Raw genomic sequence first — 20,185 nt, forward strand, 5'->3', positions numbered from 1 at the left:
GATGCGACGCAACATCCTGATCACCGGGGCGAGCTCGGGACTCGGTGAGGAGATGGCCCGGCAGTTCGCCGCCAAGGGTCATCCGCTGGCGCTGACTGCTCGGCGCGAGGACCGGCTGAAGGCTCTGCAGGCGGAGCTGACCACGGCACACCCCGGGCTCACCGTGCTGATCCGCCGGCTCGACGTGAACGACCACGACGCGGTGTTCGAGACGTTCCGCTCGATCGACGCCGAGCTGCCGCTGGATCGCATCATCGTGAACGCCGGGATCGGGAAGGGAGCGCCGCTCGGTACCGGGCGGTTCGACGCGAATCTGGTGACCGCGCAGACGAACTTCACCGCCGTACTGGCTCAGGCAGAGGCCGCGCTGGAGCTGTTCCGGGCGCGGAACGCGGGGCACCTGGTCTTCATCTCGTCGGTGGCGGCACTGCGCGGGATGCCGAAGTCGGTCACGACGTACGCCGCGACCAAGGCCGCCGTGGCGACGCTGGCCGAAGGGCTCCAGGTGGAACTGCTCGGCAAGCCGATCAAGGTGAGCACGATCTTCCCCGGCTACATCAGGACCGAGCTGAACGAGCACGTGGCCAGAACCCCGCTGATCGTCGACACCGTTCCCGGCGTCCGGGCGATGGTGGCGGCGATCGAAGCGGAGAAGACGAAGGCGTTCGTGCCGCCGTGGCCGTGGGTGCCGATGGCAAGGATCCTGAAGTACGCTCCGCTGCCGCTACTGAAGAGGATGATCTGAATGCGCTGGGGTCTGACCGTTCCGCTGACCGGAGTACCGCTGCGGGACCACAAGCCGCTGATCGCCGAGCTGGCTTCGCTCGGGTACACCGATCTGTGGTCGGCCGAGGTGGCGGGTGCGGATGCGTTCACACCGTTGGTGCTCGCGTCGGAGTGGGATTCCGAGCTGCGGCTGGGGACGGCCGTCGTACCGGTGCATACGCGGGGGCCGGCGGCGCTGGCGATGAGTGCGGCCGCGTTGGCTGAGCTGGCGCCCGGGCGGTTCGTGCTGGGGATCGGGGCTTCGTCGGAGACGATTGTCACCGGGTGGAACGGGATCGCGTACGACCCGCCGCTTGCGCGGACCCGCGACGTACTGCGGTTCCTGCGGTCCGCGTTCGCCGGGGAGAAGGTGGACGGGGAGTTCGACAGCTTCACGATCCAGCGCTTCCGGTTGGAGAAGGCGCCCGAGGTTCCGCCGGCGATCATGCTCGCCGCGTTGCGACCGCAGATGCTGCGGCTGGCAGCGCGGGAGGCGGACGGGGCGATCACCAATTGGCTGTCGGCGGACGACGTACGGCAGGTCCGTGCTGAGCTGGGCGACGACAAGGAGCTGGCGGCGCGGATCTTCGTCTGCGTCACCGAGGACGCCGAGATGGCACGCAACATCGGCCGCTTCCTGATCGCCACCTATTTGACCGTGCCCGGCTACGCGGCCTTCCACGACTGGCTGGGCCGCGGCGAAGCGATGAAGACGATGCGTGACGCGTGGGCCGCGGGGGATCGGAACGCGGCGATGGCCGCGGTACCGGTCGAGGTGATCGACGACCTGATCGTGCACGGCTCAGCCGCGGACTGCCGAGCCCAGATCAACCAGTACGTCGCCAACGGCCTGAACACCCCAATCCTTGCTGCTCTTCCCACTGGCGCCGACCTCCTGGACACAGCCCGCAGCCTCGCGCCGTAACCCCCACGCCACTCCTCCGTCGCGGCTCCCACCCACCCTTCCCCCGCGGCTCCTCCGTCGCCGCTTTACGCGGGCCAGGACGGACCGACTTTGGGCACCCGCTGGTCGACGTACTGGTTGGTAGTTGGCTGGCGGGTGCCCAAGGTTGTGGGGAGTGGGCGGGAGGCGGCGGTAAAGGCCTCGCGGCGTACGGCAGCCGAGGTCGGTACGACGCGCGCCGCATTCCACGCTGTACGGCGTACGCGAGCGACCTTCACACCAAGTTGCGGTACTCGCGTCGGGTGGTGGCGGAGGCCGTGTCGATCCATTGGAGTTCCCAGACATCGCTGGCAACGTTGAACTGCCGGCCGACGCCGACCCAGCGCCCGGCCATGGCTTTGCCCATCGGGTCGATGGACCAGCTGGATGGCTCCGTGATACTCCCGTCCGTGATAGTAGCCGTCGGTACTGGTGGCTTCCGACCAGGTGCCGGTGGCAACGGTTCCGCGCAGGGTGAGATCGAGCCGGAAGCATCCACACCGCCTCAGGCTGTACTCGGCGAGGTATGCCGAATTCTCGACGAGCGGCGACCTGCCGAGGAGACGATTCGGGCGATACGTCGCGTGCTTGATCCGCGGTCAACAGTTCCGGGCCACTCTGGATCTGGATTACCTGGGACAACCCCGATGAACATCTGAACCACCACACGGCCGGGATTGCCCGCCATCTAACGGCGCTCGATCGGCAGGCGGGCGCCACCATTCCTGCATCACCCCCGCTGAGCTGAAGCTGCCGGCCATGGAGCTGGAACGACTTGCAGGGCAGGCTTCGGGCTGATGTTCGTCGCAGCCACACACCCCTTACGCCGGGTGTCAGTTGGGGGTGAGATGGAAGACGCGGATGCAGGCGTCCTGGATGATGACCTGGCCGGACATCGTCTGGCCTTTGGTGGTGCCGGAGATCTGGACCAGGTAGGGGTTCTGGCCGATGGCTGCGCCGTCGATGGTGAGCTTGGTCGGTGCCTTGATCAGTGCGCTGATGAGGGTCGGGATCAAGGACTTGACCTCGGAGCAGCTCAGGGCGATCGCAGCCTCAGTGTTGTCGGCGTTCAGATGGCCGACGAACAGGCCGGCGAGGGCGACGGCGTCGGCCTTCGTGGTGCCGGTCGGTCTGCTGGGAACCGCCTTCGTGGGCACCACCTTGGTCGGCACTGCCTTGCTGGGCACTGGCTTGGTCGGTGCCGACGTCTTCGGGGGCGCGGGCGGGCTCGCGTTGCGCGTCGGAGTATTGATCGGAGCACCCGAGGGCGACGCTCCCGGAGCAGTACCGCCGTCGTTCTCGCCCGACGCCAGCGTGTAGGTCACGAAGCCCCCGATGCCCAGGATGGCGAGGACCAGCACCACGATCAGCGCGATGATGAGGCCGGCCCGGTTCTTGCGCGGCGGGCCGCCATACGGCGGAGCTGCCCAGTTGCCGCCCTGCGGCTGGTACGGCTGCTGCTGCCAGCTCGGCAGGTCCTGCGGCCGGGGATCCTGCGGTCCGGAAGGCGGTGGGTAGCTCACAAGATCAGTGTCGCAGCGAGAGGGCCAAATACCGCGTGCCGGAAGCGCGCACCTGGTGTGGTGCAGCAGACTAACCGGGTGACCGATCGTTCACGGGTAGTCAGGGCCGCTGTCGTCGCGTTGGTGGTCGGGCTCGTGCTGGGGTTCCTGACCCAGTACCTGCAGGGTCACCTGCCGGGCAACTGGAACACCCTGGCCAACTCGGGCGTTGTCTGGGTGGTCTTCGCCTTCGCGGTGACCGCCGTACTGCGACTGTCGACCGGCTGGTCCGCCCTGCTCGGTTTCATCACCCTCTTCGGAGCTCTTGCCGGGTACTACGTATCGGCGCGCTTCATCGAGGACGTCACCAGTTCCGTGTCGACCATGGCTGTCTGGTTGCTGGCCGCGATCGTCGGCGGACCGGTCTTCGGCGTCGCGGGCGGATGGTGGAGCGAGGGCGCCGCGGTTCGCAGTACCGGGAGTTGGTGGAGCACGGGTGGCGGATCGCTTCGGAGCGAAGGACGGTGGTTGCAACTGAGCCGCCCGGTCATCGGCGTAGCGCTGCTCAGCGGCGTGTTCCTTGCCGAGGGCATCTACTTGCTCTGGCAGGTGGAGAACAAGCACGCCTCCGGCCGGGTGGAGGTCGTCCTCGCGATCCTCGCGCCGATCGTGCTCGCGCGCACCACCCGCGACCGGCTGACCGGTCTGCTCCTGCTGATCCCACTCGGCCTGCTGGGGATGGCCTTCTACCGCCTGCTCAACGCCCTGCTAGCCGCTTGATTGCCGCGTGAGCTCACGGGCCGTAGTCTCCCAGTCGAAGGGGTCTAGACCAGTCGATGTTCTTCCAGCCAGGTGGCGGCTCGCCGCTTGGAGGCCCGGGAGAGCCACGCGTCCTGGATCACCTCGGTCAACTCCTGGACGCTGAGCTGCCCCAGCTGGCTGCCACGGACGAGTACCGACAGATGCCCGTCGAAGTGTGGCGTCGTGAAGAACGGATTGCTCTCGTCCGACACCAGCGCGAACTTGTCCTCCTCGGCCGGGACCCAGATCACGATCACGTCGTCGTACCGCTCGCCGGTCTCGGTGTCGAAGGCGTCCGGCCGGGGTGTCCGGAAGAAGACGAACGACTTCCCGCCGACCTGGTAGACCGGGTTCTCGCCGCCGCCCTGCACCACGGCCACGTGCGGCATCCCCGACGCCACCGCATGTACGTCGGCCACCCGCGCTTTCCGACTCTTAGCCACCCGCCGCAGTCTAATTACCTCGCGCGGGCAGCTGGATAGTGAAAGTAGAGCCGTGACCCAGCCGGCTGGTCGCTGAGATGGTCCCGCGATGCGCTTCGACAAGGTGCTTGGTGATGGCCAGGCCGAGCCCGCTGCCGCCCGTGGTCCGACTACGGGAGTGCTCGGCCCGATAGAAGCGATCGAACAAGTGCGGGAGATCCTCCGCCGCGATACCGGTGCCGTTGTCGGTCACAGTGAGCTTGTAGCCGTCACCGACCCGGCGTACGCCGACCAGCACCGTGCCGTCGGCAGGGGTGAAGCGGATCGCGTTGGACACCAGGTTGCCGAGCGACTGCCGGATGCGGGCGTTGTCCACAACCGCCGGGGCCGGGCCGTTCACCTCGGCGATCAAGGTGATTCCGGCTGCCTCGGCTGCGGGCCGATGCGCCGACACCACTTGCTGGGCCAGCTCTGACAGGTCCCTGAGCTCAGGATGGATCCGGAGCTTGCCCGCATCGGCGAGAGCGAGATCCTGCAGGTCCGCGATCAGCCGCTCGAGCAACCCGGCCTCCTCCAGCAGCGACGTCACCAGCTCCTGGTCGAGCGGAACCACTCCGTCCTCGGAGGCGACGAGATAACCCTTGATGTTGGCCAGCGGCGTCCGCAGTTCGTGGGCGACGTCGCTGACCATCGCCTTGCGCTGGTGGTCGTGGTGCTGGATCGACTCCGCCATCGCGTTGAACGCGTGCCCCAGCCGCGCCACCTCGTCCCGCCCGTTCACCGGGACGCGGGCCGCGTGGTCGCCGTTCGTCATCCGCTGGGCGGCGCCGGTGAGGGCCAGGATCGGCCGGACCAGCCGGCGCCCGGCGAACACCATGACCAGCGCGGCGATCAGGAGGACGCCGAGCGCGGTGGCCGCAGTACGGGCCAGGCCTTCGCCGGAGAAGACGTTGAAGGCGCTCTTGGCGCCGAGGTAGAGCTTGGCCTCCGGAGCGACGTACGGGGTGAGAGCCGCGGTACGGGCCGTGCTCACGCAGTTGATGAAGGTCTCGGACATCTCCTCGGTGTTGCCGCCGCGCGGAGCGACCGCCTGCAGCTTGTCCGGGGAGTCACCGATCAGGTCGAACGGCTCGCCGGCCGAGGTCAGGCACTCGGTCGCCCGGCGGATCTCGTCGCGGTTGACCGCGGCCGCCTTGGCGCTGGGGGCGGAGAGGCCAGCCGGCACACACGGGTCGCCATTGACCTCCGGGACCTGCATCACGTTGACGCCATTGGGCGTGGTTGCCTGCCAGGTCAGCAGCGGTGCGCCACCGGGATTGGTGATCGCTTGGCCGTTCTTGCCCTGCGCCTGCCAGCAGGCGACTGCCTTGGCCGCCAGCTCGTTGCGCTGCCGCTTCTCTTCCTCGGTCATACCCCACTCCGGCGAACCGGCCATCCGTGAGCTGATGAGCTGGCCGCCACCGCCAGCCGCGATCACCGCCCGGGTCGTCGCCGCCGTTTCGGCCCGGCCGGCGTTCGTCCCGATGGGCGCGGCGGCGAAGAGCCCACCGACCCCGGCCCGGGCATCGACCGTCGCCGCCGGCAACGAAGGGAGCTCCGGTCCGGCGCCGAGCGTGCGGGCCGAATCGGCGATCACGGTCCCGTCGGCGTCAGTGAGCGCGATCCGCCGGCCGGTCTTGTCGGACAGGGAGTTGACCAGCTCGCCCACCCCTGACCAGGTCGCGTGATCGGCGGCGTACGTGTTCAGCTTGCCGTAGATGTCGCCGTCGACCTGGAGCTGAGAGGTGTTCTGGTCGATCTCGCCCTGGAGCGTCTCCGAGGTGCTGTAGGTGGCGATCACGGCCGTCGCGATGACGGCGCCGAGTGCCACCGCCAGGGACAGTCCGAGGAATCTGAGCAGGACGCTACGACGCATCGGTCGCCACCACCTTGTCGGCCAGCTTGTAGCCCACGCCGTACACGGTCTTCAGGTACGCCGGGACGGCGGGCACCGGTTCTATTTTTTTGCGCAGGTTCATCACGTGCACGTCGATGGTCCGGTCGAACACGTAGTGGTCGAAGCCGAACGCGTGCTCGAGCAGTTGCTGCCGGGAGAACGCGCGTCCGGGCGACGCGGCCAGGCAGGCCAGGATCTTGAACTCGGCCGGCGTCACCTCGACCAGTTCGTCGTCCAGCCGTACCTCATGCCTGACCGGGTCGATCTCGAGCCCGCCGACCCGGTACACCTCACCCTCGGCGCGGCCGCGGGTGCGGCGCAGTACGGTCCGGACCCGGGCCACCAGTTCGCGCGGGTTGTACGGCTTGGTCAGGTAGTCGTCGGCGCCCAGGTCGAGGCCGAGGAGCAGGTCGTCCTCGGTGGATCTGGCGGTCAGCATGATGATCGGTACGTCGCCGTCGGCGCCCTGGTTGGCGCGCAGCACCCGGCAGACGTCGAGGCCGTCGACCTTCGGCATCATCACGTCGAGAACGAGCAGGTCGGGGCTGCGCCGGCGGGCCTCGTCGATCGCGGCCCGCCCGTCGTGAACCACGACCGTCAGATGGCCCTCTCGCTCCAGGTAACGCCGGATCAGCTCCGCCTGCTTCCGGTCGTCTTCGGCGACGAGGATCCGGGCTGGCATGGCTTCACAGTGACCGATCTTCATGAGATTTCGATGAAGATCGGCTGAGAGCATCGGGTGCTGATCGGTCCTTCACAGGTTCTTCACTGCTCCCCGGTCACGCTCCACCCCATGAAGAACTCACGCATAGCGCTCTCGCTGGTCGCTGTACTGGCACTCGCCGGCTGTGGTGCGGACGGCTCGGCAGCGGACAAGGAACCGGTCAAGAGCGACGACAAGAGTCCGCTCGCGGAGTACATGGGCGAAGGTTTCATGAGCGGCTCCGGCGGGATGACGCGGGCCGTCCGGATCGGTGGCGGACCGCAGGAGTCCTCCGAGGAGGAGCTGGCCAAACAGCGCAAGGTCGAGGACGCCACCGCCGCCTGCATGAAGGCGGCCGGTTTCGAGTACGTCGCGGTGCCGCCGGAGTCGGAGGGCAAGTCCAAGTTCGACGAGGCCTTCAAGCTGCCGCCGGACAAGTTCGCCGAGCAGTACGGCTACGGCATCAGCACGATCGACTGGTCCAAGCCGGGGGAGGACGACAGCAACCCCAACACGAAGATCCGCAAGGCACTGTCGCCGACTGCTCAGAAGGCCTACGACAAGGCGCTGAACGGCCCGTTCGCGACCGGCGGTGGCATCGTCGCGCTGCCGCAGAACGACGGCAAGAGCACCAACAAGGTGATCGACCTGGGATGCCGGGGCAAGGCCGCCGAGGACGTGTACGGCAAGCGCGACGACAAGATGGAGGAATTCAGCAAGTTCGACTCGCTGTTCAAGGATATCGAGGCGCTGCGCAAGCGGATCGAGGCCGACCAGCGTGTGGTGGACGCGACGTCCGCCTGGTCGGACTGCCTCGCCGACGCGGGACACAGCGGATTCAAGAAGCCCGATGAGCCCCGCGACAAGATCAGCAAGAAACTGGACGAACTGACCGGTGCTCCCGGCAAAGGTGCTCCCGGCAAGGGCGGCCCGGCGGTGGTGACCGGACCGCCGTCGTTCGACAAGGTCGACGCCGCCAAGCTGGGCGACCTTCGCAAGGAGGAGATCGAGCTCGCCAAGGCCGACCAGGGCTGCAAGGCGAAGGGGTACAACGAGCCGTACAAGAAGGCGCAGTACGAGCTGGAAAAGGAGTTCGTCACGGCGAACAAGACGCAGCTCGAGCAGTACCGCGACTCGGTGTCGGAGCGGTGACCGCCTCACCCAAGTCCCGCCGCCGGGTCCTGGTCGGGGTCTCCGCGGTGGCGACGCTCTCGCTCGGCGTGGGTGTCGCCGCCGGTAGCCGGCTGATGTCGCCGGAGGACGCGGCGGCCAAGACCGCGCCGCCGAAGGCCTCGCAGATCACCGTGCCGGTGGAGAAGAAGGCGTTGTCCAGCAAGGTCGTCGCTCGGGGCGACACCTCGTTCGACGGAGCGGTGAACGTCCGGGTCGAGACCAGTGGCCTGAAGACGCCGGCTGTGGTGACGGGGAAGGTGCCGAAGGTCGGGTCCACCATCCAAGCGGGCAAGGCGCTGCTGGAGATCGCGGGCCGGCCGGTGATCGGGCTGCCCGGCGTGCTGCCGATGTATCGCTCGCTCGCGCCGGGCTCCAAAGGCCCGGACGTGCTGCAACTCGAGCAGACGCTGGAGAAGCTCGGTTTCGACCCGGGGACCGTCGATACGAAGTACGACGGCAGTACTGCGCGGGCGATCGAGGAGCTCTACGAGGCGGCCGGGTACGAGGCGCCCGAGCCGGACGAGCAGCTCAAGCAGGCTGTGGATGGCGCCGACAAGAGCGTCGACGCGATGAAGAACGGGCTCCGGCAGGCGCAGGCGGCGCTCAAGCAGGCCAAGGCCGGTCCGGGCAAGGCCGACACGTCGGTCCAGCAGGGCGCGGTCGACGACGCGGAGGAGAACCTGGCCGACGCCCAGGAGGCGCTGAACGAAGCCGAGTTCAAGGCCGGTACGCCGCTGCCGGTGTCGGAGGTCGTCTACGTGAAGACACTCCCGCGCCGGGTCGACGACGTGAAGGTCGAGCGTGGCGGCACCGTCAACGGCGTAGTGATGTCGGTCAGCGGCGCTTCGCTCGTCGTCACCATCAAGGTGGACGCGGCGACCAAGAACCGGCTCAAGGTCGGGATGCCGGCCAGCTTCGACCTCGGTGACGGCACGATCGTGCAGGCCACCGTCCGCCGGATCACCGGTAGCGCGGACGCTTACAACGTCGTGGTGGCGCCCAAGACGCTGACCGCGGCCCAGTTGGAGCGCCTGCGCGAAGCGAACGTCCGGGTCACCATCCCGGTCAAGAGCACCGCCGGCAAGGTTCTCGCCGTACCGGTGGCCGCGTTGTCGGCGGGCTCCGACGGCAGCAGCCGGGTCGAGGTACTGCGGAACGGCAAGATCGAGCTGATCCCGGTCACGGTCGGGCTGTCCGCCGATGGCTTCGCCCAGGTGACGCCGAACGGCGACGCCAAGCTGACCGAGGACGACCAAGTGGTGGTCGGGAAATGACCGCGACGGCCGTGGCGTTGCCGGCGCCGGTGGTGGAGATGATCGGCGTCCGGCGATTCTTCCCCGGGCCGCCCGAAGTCCAGGCGATCCGCGAGGTCGACCTCACCATCGGGCAAGGGGAGTACCTGTCGATCGTCGGTCCGTCCGGGTCGGGCAAGTCGACCCTGCTGCATTTGCTCGGGCTGCTCGACAACCCGACGGGTGGGGTCTACCGGCTGGACGGCGTCGACACGATGAGCCTGCGGGAGCGGCGCCGCGCCGTACTGCGGGGCGAGCGGATCGGATTCGTCTTCCAGTCGTTCCATCTGCTCGATCACCGCACCGTGCTGGAGAACGTCGCGCTCTCGATGGTGTACGTCGGTGTGCCGCGCAAGGAGCGGATGGCGCGGGCGCGGGTCGCGTTGGAGCGGGTCGGGCTGGCGCACCGGATGGAGTTCGGGCCGAGCACGCTGTCGGGTGGTGAGCGGCAGAGAGTCGCGATCGCGCGCGCTCTGGTGGCCGAACCGAGTCTGCTGCTGGCCGACGAACCGACCGGCAACCTGGACAGTGTCAACGCGGAGGCGATCCTGCAGGTGTTCGACGAACTGCACCACGAAGGCATGACGCTCGCGGTCATCACTCACGATGACCATGTCAGTGAGCGTGCCCAGCGCCGGGTCCGCATCGTCGACGGGACGCTGCAGTGGTGAGCTGGCGGACCCAACAAGCAGGCCCCCCGGATCCCGCCGGCGGGCCGTCCACCTCCCGCCGCGGGCGCAAGCGGGGTCGCCTTGCGCTGGCGGGCGTAGTACGGCGGATCGCTGGGCCGCGGCGGGGCAAGCGGTTGACGGGCGGGCCCGCAGTACGGGATCTGCTCGACGAGGCGCTGGCCGGTGTCGCGGCGCGGCCGACGCGGTTGATCCTGACCACACTCGGCACTGTGCTCGGCATCGCCGCGCTGGTGGGAACGGTCGGGCTCGGGCAGACCGCGGCCGGCCAGATCACCCAGCTGTTCGATCTGGCCGCCGCGACGCGTGTCGTTGTCGCGCCGGACGACAACGGGCAAGAAGGTGAAGCGGCGGCTCAGCTGCCGTGGGACTCGCCGGAACGCCTCAAGCGGCTGAACGGCGTCGACGCGGCCGGCACGGTCAGCCAGGTCGACGTCGGCGAAGAGCTGGTTCGCAGCGTGGCCGGGCTGGACGGCCAGAAGGACGGTCACAAGCTGCAGGTCATGGCTGCCTCAGCGGGGCTCTTCGACGCGGTTCGCTCCGTACTGAAGACCGGCCGGTTCTTCGATTCGGGTCACGACCAGCGGGCCGACCCGGTCGTTGTCCTAGGCAAGAATGCGGCCGCGCGGCTCGGGATCAACCGGGTCGACTCGCAACCGGCCGTCTTCATCGGTGACCAGGCCTACACCGTGATCGGCATCCTCGACTCGGTCAGCGGCAAGGCCGAACTGCTCGACTCCGTCATCCTGCCCAACGGCACGGCCAAGAACGTCTACGACCTGAAGGCACCGGACTCGGTAGAGATCCGTACTGCGGTCGGCGCGGCGCAACTGATCGCCAAGCAGGCGCCGGTGGCGATCGACCCGAACCAGCCGAGTGCGCTCAAGGTGGACGCACCGCCGCAGCAGGGCGGCGTACGCAAGGACGTCGAGTCCAATCTGAACGCGCTGTTCCTGTTGCTGGGCGCCGTCGCGCTCCTGGTCGGTGGTCTCGGGATCGCCAACGTGACGCTGCTTTCGGTGCTGGAACGCGTGTCGGAGATCGGCCTTCGCCGCGCGCTGGGCGCCGCCCGAAGACACGTTGCCGGGCAGTTCCTGGTCGAGAGCGTGATCGTCGGCTTCCTGGGTGGATTGCTGGGAACGGCGGTCGGCGTCTTACTCACGGTCGGCGTCTCGTTCATGCGCGACTGGACGCCGATCCTGGACAGCAAGCTGACGTTCGGAGCCCCGTTGCTGGGGGCACTGATCGGTCTGATCGCCGGTACGTACCCCGCGTGGAAGGCGTCGGCCATCCAGCCGATCACAGCGCTGCGCGGATCTTGAGCCGCGTGGTCTTCAGGAGGTAGCCGGGAGCGGAGTACGGGCTGAGAGCCGCGAGTAGGCGAACGCGGTGAAGGCGAAGCCGAGGACGACAAAACCGAGGACCGGGTAGGACTTCCCGTCGTCGGGCAGGATGACGGCGCCGAGTGCGGCGGCCGACACCTGCCCGACGTTGAAGATCATGTCGTAGAGGGAGAACACCCGGCCTCGGTAGATGTCGTCCACGCCGGTCTGCACGAGCGTGTCGACACTGATCTTCACGCCCTGCGCGCAGAAGCCGGTGAGGAAGCCGGCGACCAGGATGGCGGGCTGGGTGTAGAGGCCGCCGGGCATCGCCGTCACCACCGCGGCGGCGACGAACAGCACTGTGATCCACCGGCGCAGCGTCAGCACTCTGGTCGCCCAGGGTGTCACCAGGGCAGCGATGAAGAGGCCCGCACCAACGGCTCCGGTCGCCAGGGCGAGTGCGCCGAAGGCTTGGTCCAGCTGGTCCGGGCCGTAGAACTTGTTGCGGTAGAGCAGGATCATCGCGACCGTGACGAGCCCGAAGAAGAAGCGCAGCGAGCCGATCGCGGCGAGCCCCAAGGCCGGCTGAGGACGCGCCTTGAGGTGCCGGCCGCCGTCGATGAGCCCGGCGACGATGCCGCGGATGGCCTCGACCACGCCGGGCTCTTCGCCGATCGTGTCCGGGCCGAGCTGGTGCCGGCCGAGGCGTAGGGCGAGTAGGGCTGCGCACACGTAGATGACGGCCGTAGTACCGAGCACTGCCAGGTCGGAGTCGCTGATGAGCTTCACTCCGGCTCCGACTCCACCACCGATCAGGAAGAACGCAGTACCGGAGGTGGGGGTGACTGCGTTGGCCATCACGAGCTCGTCGGTGTCGACGACGTGGGGGAGTCCGGCGGAGAGGCCGGACAGCAGGAAGCGGTTCACACCCAGGGTGAGCAGCACTGCGAGGTAGAACGGGACTCCTGCGTTGCCGAGTGCGACGAACAGGCCGACCACGCAGACCAGAGCGGCCCGGGTCAGATTGGCGCCGAACAGAATCTGCCGCCGCGACCAACGGTCGAGCAAGACGCCGGTGAACGGGCCAAGCACGGAGTACGGGAGCAGAGCGACGGCGAACAGCCCCGCGATCGCGGCGGCATCCGGTGCCCGCTCCGGAGAGAACAGCACGTACGCCGCCAACGCGACCTGGAAGACCCCGTCACCGAACTGCGAGGTCAACCGCACAGCAAACAGCCGACGGAAATCCCCCCGCCGCAACAACCTGCCCAGATCCCGCATGAACTGCACGCCTGCACTGTAACTACACCTACCGCTTGGCCAACCTCTCGGCCGCGCTCTCACCGCGGCTGTTCACCGGTACGACGCCCGCGACCTTGCCGAGGCCGATCAGTGGCATGTTGCCGTAGATCGTTTCGGTGTGGCCGGCCGGTACGACGTACGTCTCGTGCCAGATGCCGACGTTGTTGCTCTGGTAGGCGTATTTGAAGAAGTTCGTCCAGGCCGGTCGGTGGGTGCGCTGCGGGTCGTTCGCGAACGCCTGCAACTTCTCGACGGACTCCCAGTACTGGACCATCGTCACGCCGCGAAAGGTCGGGAAGGTGCGGAAGCTGAGCAGCCCGCTCTCGGGATCCGTGCTCAGTTCCCGCAGCATCGGGCCCATCGCCTTCGACACCGGGAGCCACTGCCGCCAGGCGCGCAGTTTGTTCACCCGGAATCCGATCAGGAAGACCACCAGGTCTTTGTCGTACGCCGCGGTCTGCCGTCCCTCGATCATCAGCTCTCCCTTTGGATAGTTCAGCTACCCAATATTGGAAAGTGATACTCTCCAAAAGTCAAGAGGAGGCGCGATGTGGATCGCAGAGCTGTCCCAGCGGACCGAGGTCCCGGTGGCGACGATCAAGTACTACCTGCGCGAGGGCTTGCTCGAGCCCGGCGAGTCGGTCGGTGCCACCAGATCCCGGTACGACGAATCGCACATCCGCCGGCTCCGGCTGATCCGGGCGCTGGTCGAGTCGGGCGGGTTGTCGCTGGCTCGCGTGCGCAGCGTGCTCGCCGAGGTGGACGAGGAGTCCCACGAACTGCACGAGGTACTGGGCGCGGTTCATGGCGCGCTGATCCCGAATGACCTCACGGCGACTGACGAGTCGCGCCGGCGGGTCGATGCCCTCGTCGCGCAGTACGGCTGGCTCGTCTACTCCGAATCCCAGGACCGCGTCCTGCTGGCCGCATCCCTCGACGCTCTGGAGAAGGTCGGCTACCACCTCGACGATGACCTCCTGGAGGCCTACGCCTCAGCTGCCGCCCAGGTCGCCGACGCAGAGGTCAGCCATCTCCCGTCAGGCGACCGCCAGCAAACGGTCGAAGACACCGTGGTCGTCACCGCTCTAGGCGGTCCAGTCCTGTTGGCCCTGCGCCGCCTAGCCCAGCAAGACGCCTCAGCGCGCCGCTATGGGATCTCGCCTACCACCGCCGCGTGCGCAGTACAGGCTGAATGACCGCCTGGCAGGTCAGCCGGCGGCGCGGGCGGCCTGGCGTTCCAGCAGGCGGGTGCGCTGCTCGACGAAGCGGCTGGCCTGGGCGTCGAGGGCGGTCATGAACTCGGCCAGCTCGTCGCGCGCTTTCGCGCCGTCGCCGCTCAGGTCCTCGCGCTCGAAGACCTTCCACATCCGCAGGATCGGCGCGACCACCTCGTCGTGGTGCAGCCGCAGGTCGTAGATGCCGGCCTTCGCGATCGTCACCGAGTTCCGGGCGAACCCCTCCATGGTGGCGCCCGGCATCGAGAAGTCGCGGACCTCGTTGACGACCGCGCGCATCGTCTCGTTCGGCGCCGACTCGAACGCGGCGGCGACCAGGTTGCGGTAGAAGATCATGTGCAGGTTCTCGTCGGTGGCGATCCGGGCCAGCAACTGGTCCGCGATCGGGCAGCCGGTCGCCTTGCCGGTGTTGCGGTGCGAGACGCGGGTGGCCAGCTCCTGGAAGCTGACATAGGCGATCGCCTCGAGCATGTTCTTGTCGACCTCGTGCCCGGCGGTCATGTGCGCCATCCGGGCGACCTCGAGCTCGACCGGGTCGACGCCGCGGGTGACCACCAGGTAGTCGCGCAGCGCGATCCCGTGCCGGCCTTCCTCCGCGGTCCAGCGCCCGACCCAGGTGCCCCACGCACCGTCGAGACCGAACTGGGTGGCGATCTCCCGGTGGTACGACGGCAGGTTGTCCTCGGTCAGCAGGTTGGTGATCATCGCGACCTTGGCGACCGGATCGAGCCGGGACTGCTCCGGCGACCAGTCCTCACCACCCAGGAAGGCGAAGTCGCGGCCCTCGCTCCACGGCACGTAGTCGTGCGGGTTCCAGTCTTTGGTGATGGCCAGGTGCCGCTCGAGATTCTCCTCGACGACGGGCTCCAGCTCATGCAGCAGATTCGTCACCAGCTTGTCGGTCACCGTGGTCTCCTTCATGGGCGGCTCCCCCCACCCTACGGCACCGTAAGTTACGCAACCGTAGGTTCAGAGCACCCTGTCGAATCGCCGGCACCTGCTCCGACGTAGGGGTATGGACACCAATCACCCAGCCTGGATCGACATCACCGCCAAGGACGCCGACGCCTCCCGCGCCTTCTACGCCCAGCTGTTCGGTTGGCGCCTGCAGGTCATCGAATCGCTCAACTACGCCCTGATCGACCCGGACGACGGGACTCTCCCCGGCGGCATCGGTCAGCAGGACGAGACTCGCCCGGCCGGCGTCGTCACCTACTTCTCGGTCCCCGACCTGGACGCATCCCTCGCCCGTGCCGAGGAGCTCGGCGCCAAGACAGCGGTCCCGCCCTGGGAAGTCCCCGGCCTGGGGCGGATGGCCGTCTTCCTCGACCCGGACGGCAACCGCATCGGCCTCTGGCAGGACTAACCAGCCTGTACTGCGAGGCGGTACCGCTCGAGGAGGTCGGCCAGTTCGACCGGGTGACCCAGCATCGGGAAGTGCCCGCCGGGCATTTCGTCCGGTGCGAACCCGAGTCGGTCGGTGGTCAGCTTGCGCAGGTAGTCAGGCGGGAACAGGAGATCGTCGGTGGCGATCACCGCTCGCGTCGGTGCGTCCGGCCAGTGCTCGAACAGGGCGGGGTCACCCATCGGCCGTCCGGCCTGCTCTCGCAGTTGCCGTCTTGCTTCCGCGGCGAGCTCCGCCGGAAGGTCGTGGAAGAAGGTGTCCACGTCCTCGTCGCCGTTCCAGTCGTACGACGTGTTGTCCCAGTAGTCGCTCACTGCCTCTCCCGGCGGAGGGACCATCGCCGCCACGAGGACCACCAGCTCCACCGGCAGCCGTTCGCACACAGCCGGCGCGGTGAAGCCGCCGAGCGAATGGGCCACCACGACCAGGTCGGTGCGCTGACCGACTGCGGTGACCACTGCATCGCAGTACGCGCTGAGGCCGGCGGACTCGTCGTCACAGGGGAGATCGACGGCGATGACCTCTTGCCCGCGCCCCTGCAGTTCGGCGGTCAGCAGGTGCCAGTGCCAGGGCGTGCAGCCGGCGCCGGGAATCAGTACGTATGTCACACCCGCACCCTATGGTGGGCGGATGGATCGGAGCTCCTACCCGCATTTCCTCGCGATCAGTACGCGATGGAAGGACAACGACGTCTACGGTCATCTGAACAACGTCGAGTACTACAGCTTCTTCGACACGGTGATCAACGACTTCCTGATCCGCGCCGGTGGGCTCGATATCCATCGCGGGGACGTGATCGGGCTGTGCGTGGAGTCGCAGTGCACCTTCAAGCAGTCGCTCGCGTTCCCCGATCCGGTCGACGCCGGACTGCGGGTGGCGAAGGTCGGCAACTCCAGCGTGAGCTACGAGATCGGGCTGTTCCGGAGTGGCTCCGCGGAGCCCGCCGCGACCGGGCGGTTCGTGCATGTCTTCGTGGATCGCGAGAACCGCCGCCCGGTCCCGCTGCCCGACAGCATCCGTACTGCGCTGGAAGGGATCGCCGGATGATCGTGCGAGGCGCCGTACTGCGGGAGATGGGCCTGCCGAGCCCGTACGCCGAATCGCGGCCGCTCCGGATCGAGGAGGTCGAGCTCGCGCCGCCGGGGCCCGGTGAGTTGCTCGTCCGGATCCGCGCTGCCGGGCTGTGTCACTCGGATCTGTCGGTGATCGACGGGTCGCGGCCACGGGTGATGCCGATGCTGCTCGGGCACGAGGCGACCGGCGAGGTGGTGCGGTCGGAGGCGCCCGGGTTCGCGGCCGGTGACACGGTCGGCTTCGCCTTCGTCCCCGCTTGCGGTACCTGCGGACCTTGCGCAGAAGGCCGCGCGGCCCTGTGCGAGCCGGGCGCAGCAGCCAACACGGCCGGCACTCTCCTCTCGGGCGAACGCCGACTGAGCATCCCGCCTGCGGCCCAGACCAACAGCACCTCGCCCACGGGCGAGACGACCTCCACTTCGCCCATGGGCGGGACCGCCAGCACTTCGCCCTCCGGCGAGCGTCGCTTGCACCACCACTTGGGTGTTTCTGGCTTTGCCGATCATGCGGTCGTCTCGGCGCGGTCCGCGGTGAAGATCGACCCGGGGTTGCCGCCGGAGATCGCCGCGCTCTTCGGTTGCGCCGTGATGACCGGCGTCGGTGCCGTGGTCAACACCGCGCGCGTCCAGGCAGGACAGAGCGCGGTCGTCTTCGGCCTCGGCGGCGTCGGGTTGTCAGCGTTGCTCGGAGCCGCGCTGGTCGGTGCACACCCGCTCGTCGCGGTGGACGTAGTACCGGAGAAGCTTTCCCTCGCCCTCGAGTTGGGTGCCACTCACGCGATTGATGCCCGAGGCAACGATGTCGTCGAGCAGGTGCGCGAGGCAACCGGTGGTGGTGCCCACTACGCCTTCGAGACCGTCGGCAGCGCCGCAGTACTGGGCCAGGCCTACGCCGCGACCCGCCGCGGCGGAACCACCATCACGGTCGGTCTACCGCATCCGTCGCAGACACTGAGCATCCCGGCCGTCAGCCTGGTCGCCGAAGAGCGAACGCTCAAAGGCTCCTACCTGGGATCAGCCATCCCCAGCCGCGACATCCCCCGCTACATAGCGCTCTACCAGGCGGGCCGCCTGCCGGTCGACCGCTTGCTGACCTCAACGGTCCGCCTGGAGAACCTCAACGAAGCCTTCGACGTCCTCGCTGCAGGCACGTCCATCCGCCAAGTCCTGCTCGTCTAGTCGGTCGAGAAGGTAGAGCTGCCGTCTTCGATCGCTGCGGTGCCGGTCTGGAACGGAGTCGGCGTCAGCGCGGAGTACGTGGCTCCAGTGCTGGTAACGCGGCTCTCGACCAGCTTGAACCCGTACGCCGGCGCGTCCTCGGTGAACAGCCGCTTGCCGCTGCCGACCGCGACCGGGAAGGTCAGCAGCCGGTACTCGTCGATCAGGCCGGCCTGGTGCAGCGTGCGGGCCAGAGCACAGGAGCCGTGGATCTGCAGTTCGCCGCCTGGCTTGGCCTTCAGCTCCTCGACCTGCTTGACGACATCTCCGGTGAGCGCGGTGCTGTCATTCCAGACCGGCGCCAGCGGCGTGGAGGTAGCGACGTACTTCGGCAGGTTGTTGAGCCCGCTGGCCGTGTTGCTGCCGTCGTCGATCTGCGACCAGTAGGACTCCATCATCGTGTACGTCGTCCGGCCGAGCAGGATGGCGCCCGCCTTGGCGAACCAGCCCTCGACGATCTCGCCCATCACCTCGTCGCCGTACGGAATCAGCCAGCCGCCGCGGTCGAAGCCGCCGCTGCGGTCCTCCTCGAAGCCGCCGGGGCCCTGCATGACGCCGTCGAGGCTGAGGAAGGTGTGAAGGGTGAGTTTCATGGGTTTCTCCGTTCGTCGCCCGGTACTCCGGGGTGTGGTCGTGCTGACCTTTCGACGACGCGTCGGGTGGGCTCCGGTGAATTCGACATTCTGGGCCGGTGTGATCCACATCACACCAAGCCGCTGCTGTGTCAGTGAGTCGGGAGAGGCGCGGAGGCGGTTCTGGAGAACGTAAATTCCTCGGAAAAATGTATACAGGGCGGCAACCGATGGGGCACTCTACGCAAAGTGTGCGTACGCGCACGACAAGTGAGGCAGGACGGCTTCTCACCGCCGCCGGCGTCATCGCCGAGGAGCCGCCCAGGAGTCCCTGAGGAGGACCCCAGATGCACAGCAGGTTCCGCCGAACCGGTGCGCTAGTAGGCACCGGTGCCGTTCTGTTCGGAGCGCTGGCCGTCGTGGCCGGCAACCAGGCAGACGCCCAACAGGGTCCGTCCCCGGCCCCGTTAGACACACTGCTCGGAGAGCAGCTCCAGGGTAAAGCCGCCCTGGGCAAGCTCCAGCCGCGACTCGCCGAACTGGCCGAGCGCAACGGCATCGCCGAGCAGCAGCTGCAGCGGATCCTGGCCACCGACAAGACCAGCTGGCTGGACAAGGACGGCAAGCTCTTCTACGCCGAGCCGGTCGCCACCGCCAAGCAGCGGTCGGCCACCGCCAAGTCCCCGCAGTTCGCCACGAAGGCCGTCGCCGCCGCGACCGGTCCCGCCTTTGAGCTGCACAGCAAGGCCGGCTCGAACCGGGTGATCTACCTGGACTTCGACGGGCACACGATCACCGGCACTGCCTGGAACAATGGCAAGCCGTCCACCGTGAACGTCACGCCGTACGACACCGACGGCAACACCAGCAACTGGAGCACGACCGAGCAGAACGTGGTCCGTGACGTGTGGGCCCGCGTCGCCGAGGACTACGCGCCGTTCGACGTCGACGTGACGACGCAGGCGCCGCCCGCGGCGGCCATCACGCGGTCCGGTTCGTCAGACCAGCAGTACGGCACTCGCGTCCTGATCGACCCGACCACCTGGTACCAGTCCGGCTGCGGCTGTGGCGGTGTCGCCTACGTTGGTGTCTACGACAACACTTCGCAGCACTCGTACTACCAGCCTGCCCTCGTCTTCACGAAGGGCGTCGGTACCGGCGCGAAGAACATCGCCGAGGCCGCGTCGCACGAGGCCGGTCACAACCTGGGACTCAGCCACGACGGCACCGCCTCGGTCGGCTACTACACCGGCCACGGCGCCTGGGCGCCGATCATGGGCGTCGGCTACTCCAAGGCGATCAGCCAGTGGAGCAAGGGCGAGTACTCCGGCGCCAACAACAAGGAAGACGACTTCACGGTCGTCGGCCAGAACGGCCTGGCCCTGCGCGCCGACGAGCACGGCAACGGCACCTCCGACGCGACCGCCCTCACGCTGGGTACCGCGGTCAACGGGGTCTACGCCAGTGACTCGGACGTCGATACCTTCCGGATCGACCTGTCGGCCGGCACCTTCACCTTCGCGGCCAACGCGGCGGCCTCCGGTGCCGACCTGGACATCAGGCTCCAGCTGCTCAACTCCGCAGGCACAGTCGTCGCCACCGCGGACCCGGCCGCCGGCCAGTCCAACTCGGGTACGCCGACCGGCCTGAGCGCCAGCATCAACCGCCAGGTCACGGCGGGCCGCTACTACCTCCGCGTCGAGAACGTCGGCTACGGCAACCCGCTGAACACCGGCTACTCCACCTACGGAAGCCGCGGCGGCTACTCAGTCCGCGTCACCGCCGGCTAGCAGAACCGTGTCCCGGGACATGTGGTCGCGCTCGCTCCG

22 protein-coding genes are annotated in these 20,185 nt (G+C 68.0%); 12 read left to right on the forward strand and 10 right to left on the reverse strand.

The features are described from left to right. The first annotated feature begins 1 nt into the window (after nt 1). The gene (locus tag A3ES_RS0110520; protein ID WP_020386764.1) at nt 2-745 is read left to right on the forward strand and encodes an SDR family oxidoreductase; all 744 of its coding nucleotides are present in this window, start codon (nt 2-4) and stop codon (nt 743-745) included. Beyond that, nucleotides 746-1,690 carry an LLM class F420-dependent oxidoreductase gene (locus tag A3ES_RS0110525; protein WP_020386765.1) on the forward strand — a complete coding sequence of 315 codons (945 nt, stop codon included), beginning with the start codon at nt 746-748 and terminating at the stop codon, nt 1,688-1,690. Between the two features lie 253 nt (nt 1,691-1,943). Here A3ES_RS0110525 and A3ES_RS56710 read toward each other — a convergent pair whose 3' ends face one another. Both A3ES_RS56710 and A3ES_RS0110535 read right to left on the reverse strand, forming a co-directional pair. Then, nucleotides 1,944-2,075: a hypothetical protein gene (locus tag A3ES_RS56710; RefSeq protein ID WP_020386766.1), complete on the reverse strand. Its 132-nt coding sequence runs from the start codon at nt 2,073-2,075 to the stop codon at nt 1,944-1,946. A 466-nt stretch (nt 2,076-2,541) separates the two neighbouring features. After that, nucleotides 2,542-3,231 (reverse strand): hypothetical protein, encoded by a 690-nt coding sequence (locus tag A3ES_RS0110535; RefSeq protein WP_020386767.1) that lies wholly within the window; start codon nt 3,229-3,231, stop codon nt 2,542-2,544. 78 nt (nt 3,232-3,309) lie between these two features. On the opposite strand from A3ES_RS0110535, the gene A3ES_RS0110540 reads away from it, so the two are divergent. Continuing rightward, complete coding sequence (locus A3ES_RS0110540) at nt 3,310-3,990, forward strand: DUF6518 family protein (protein WP_157630433.1); 681 nt, start codon at nt 3,310-3,312, stop codon at nt 3,988-3,990. Between the two features lie 44 nt (nt 3,991-4,034). Here the strand turns inward: A3ES_RS0110540 and A3ES_RS0110545 are convergent, their stop codons facing one another. Genes A3ES_RS0110545 through A3ES_RS0110555 form a run of 3 tightly spaced genes read right to left on the reverse strand, consistent with a single transcriptional unit; the run spans nt 4,035 to nt 7,051 of the window. Further along, nucleotides 4,035-4,454: an MmcQ/YjbR family DNA-binding protein gene (locus A3ES_RS0110545; protein WP_237744904.1), complete on the reverse strand. Its 420-nt coding sequence runs from the start codon at nt 4,452-4,454 to the stop codon at nt 4,035-4,037. A gap of 10 nt (nt 4,455-4,464) precedes the next feature. Beyond that, nucleotides 4,465-6,348 (reverse strand): sensor histidine kinase, encoded by a 1,884-nt coding sequence (locus A3ES_RS0110550; RefSeq protein WP_020386770.1) that lies wholly within the window; start codon nt 6,346-6,348, stop codon nt 4,465-4,467. After that, entirely contained in the window at nt 6,338-7,051 is a 714-nt protein-coding gene (locus tag A3ES_RS0110555) for a response regulator transcription factor (RefSeq protein WP_040454443.1), read from the reverse strand. The genes A3ES_RS0110550 and A3ES_RS0110555 overlap by 11 nt, the downstream gene beginning before the upstream one ends. 111 nt (nt 7,052-7,162) lie before the next feature. Between A3ES_RS0110555 and A3ES_RS0110560 the strand changes: the two genes are divergently transcribed. Genes A3ES_RS0110560 through A3ES_RS0110575 form a run of 4 tightly spaced genes read left to right on the forward strand, consistent with a single transcriptional unit; the run spans nt 7,163 to nt 11,548 of the window. Continuing rightward, nucleotides 7,163-8,224, forward strand: a complete 1,062-nt coding sequence (locus A3ES_RS0110560; RefSeq protein ID WP_020386772.1) for a hypothetical protein — start codon at nt 7,163-7,165, stop codon at nt 8,222-8,224. Beyond that, entirely contained in the window at nt 8,221-9,519 is a 1,299-nt protein-coding gene (locus A3ES_RS0110565) for a peptidoglycan-binding protein (RefSeq protein ID WP_020386773.1), read from the forward strand. Before A3ES_RS0110560 ends, A3ES_RS0110565 begins: the two co-directional genes overlap by 4 nt. Beyond that, the gene (locus tag A3ES_RS0110570; protein ID WP_020386774.1) at nt 9,516-10,208 is read left to right on the forward strand and encodes an ABC transporter ATP-binding protein; all 693 of its coding nucleotides are present in this window, start codon (nt 9,516-9,518) and stop codon (nt 10,206-10,208) included. Before A3ES_RS0110565 ends, A3ES_RS0110570 begins: the two co-directional genes overlap by 4 nt. Continuing rightward, complete coding sequence (locus A3ES_RS0110575) at nt 10,205-11,548, forward strand: ABC transporter permease (RefSeq protein ID WP_237744905.1); 1,344 nt, start codon at nt 10,205-10,207, stop codon at nt 11,546-11,548. Before A3ES_RS0110570 ends, A3ES_RS0110575 begins: the two co-directional genes overlap by 4 nt. A 12-nt stretch (nt 11,549-11,560) precedes the next feature. Here the strand turns inward: A3ES_RS0110575 and A3ES_RS0110580 are convergent, their stop codons facing one another. After that, nucleotides 11,561-12,832, reverse strand: a complete 1,272-nt coding sequence (locus A3ES_RS0110580) for an MFS transporter (protein ID WP_083933336.1) — start codon at nt 12,830-12,832, stop codon at nt 11,561-11,563. A 28-nt stretch (nt 12,833-12,860) separates the two neighbouring features. Further along, complete coding sequence (locus tag A3ES_RS0110585; RefSeq protein ID WP_020386777.1) at nt 12,861-13,328, reverse strand: DUF4188 domain-containing protein; 468 nt, start codon at nt 13,326-13,328, stop codon at nt 12,861-12,863. Between the two features lie 73 nt (nt 13,329-13,401). On the opposite strand from A3ES_RS0110585, the gene A3ES_RS0110590 reads away from it, so the two are divergent. Beyond that, nucleotides 13,402-14,049 (forward strand): MerR family transcriptional regulator, encoded by a 648-nt coding sequence (locus tag A3ES_RS0110590; RefSeq protein ID WP_020386778.1) that lies wholly within the window; start codon nt 13,402-13,404, stop codon nt 14,047-14,049. Between the two features lie 12 nt (nt 14,050-14,061). On the opposite strand, the gene A3ES_RS0110595 is transcribed toward A3ES_RS0110590, so the two are convergent. Continuing rightward, a complete protein-coding gene (locus tag A3ES_RS0110595; RefSeq protein WP_020386779.1) occupies nt 14,062-15,009 on the reverse strand; it encodes an acyl-ACP desaturase in 948 nt (315 codons plus the stop codon). Nucleotides 15,010-15,103: 94 nt separating this feature from the next. Between A3ES_RS0110595 and A3ES_RS0110600 the strand changes: the two genes are divergently transcribed. After that, entirely contained in the window at nt 15,104-15,454 is a 351-nt protein-coding gene (locus tag A3ES_RS0110600) for a VOC family protein (protein ID WP_020386780.1), read from the forward strand. Here the strand turns inward: A3ES_RS0110600 and A3ES_RS0110605 are convergent. Then, nucleotides 15,451-16,101 carry an alpha/beta fold hydrolase gene (locus tag A3ES_RS0110605; protein WP_020386781.1) on the reverse strand — a complete coding sequence of 217 codons (651 nt, stop codon included), beginning with the start codon at nt 16,099-16,101 and terminating at the stop codon, nt 15,451-15,453. The genes A3ES_RS0110600 and A3ES_RS0110605 overlap by 4 nt on opposite strands. 22 nt (nt 16,102-16,123) lie before the next feature. Between A3ES_RS0110605 and A3ES_RS0110610 the strand changes: the two genes are divergently transcribed. Together A3ES_RS0110610 and A3ES_RS0110615 are read left to right on the forward strand one after the other, a co-directional pair. Then, complete coding sequence (locus A3ES_RS0110610) at nt 16,124-16,540, forward strand: acyl-CoA thioesterase (protein WP_020386782.1); 417 nt, start codon at nt 16,124-16,126, stop codon at nt 16,538-16,540. Next, complete coding sequence (locus tag A3ES_RS0110615; protein WP_020386783.1) at nt 16,537-17,745, forward strand: zinc-dependent alcohol dehydrogenase family protein; 1,209 nt, start codon at nt 16,537-16,539, stop codon at nt 17,743-17,745. Before A3ES_RS0110610 ends, A3ES_RS0110615 begins: the two co-directional genes overlap by 4 nt. Here A3ES_RS0110615 and A3ES_RS0110620 read toward each other — a convergent pair. Next, entirely contained in the window at nt 17,742-18,377 is a 636-nt protein-coding gene (locus A3ES_RS0110620; RefSeq protein ID WP_020386784.1) for a dihydrofolate reductase family protein, read from the reverse strand. The genes A3ES_RS0110615 and A3ES_RS0110620 overlap by 4 nt on opposite strands. 326 nt (nt 18,378-18,703) lie before the next feature. On the opposite strand from A3ES_RS0110620, the gene A3ES_RS0110625 reads away from it, so the two are divergent. Continuing rightward, entirely contained in the window at nt 18,704-20,146 is a 1,443-nt protein-coding gene (locus A3ES_RS0110625) for a zinc-dependent metalloprotease family protein (RefSeq protein WP_020386785.1), read from the forward strand. Nucleotides 20,147-20,185 lie beyond the last annotated feature (39 nt).

The sequence above is a fragment of the Kribbella catacumbae DSM 19601 genome (assembly GCF_000372465.1).
Lineage (GTDB): Bacteria > Actinomycetota > Actinomycetes > Propionibacteriales > Kribbellaceae > Kribbella > Kribbella catacumbae.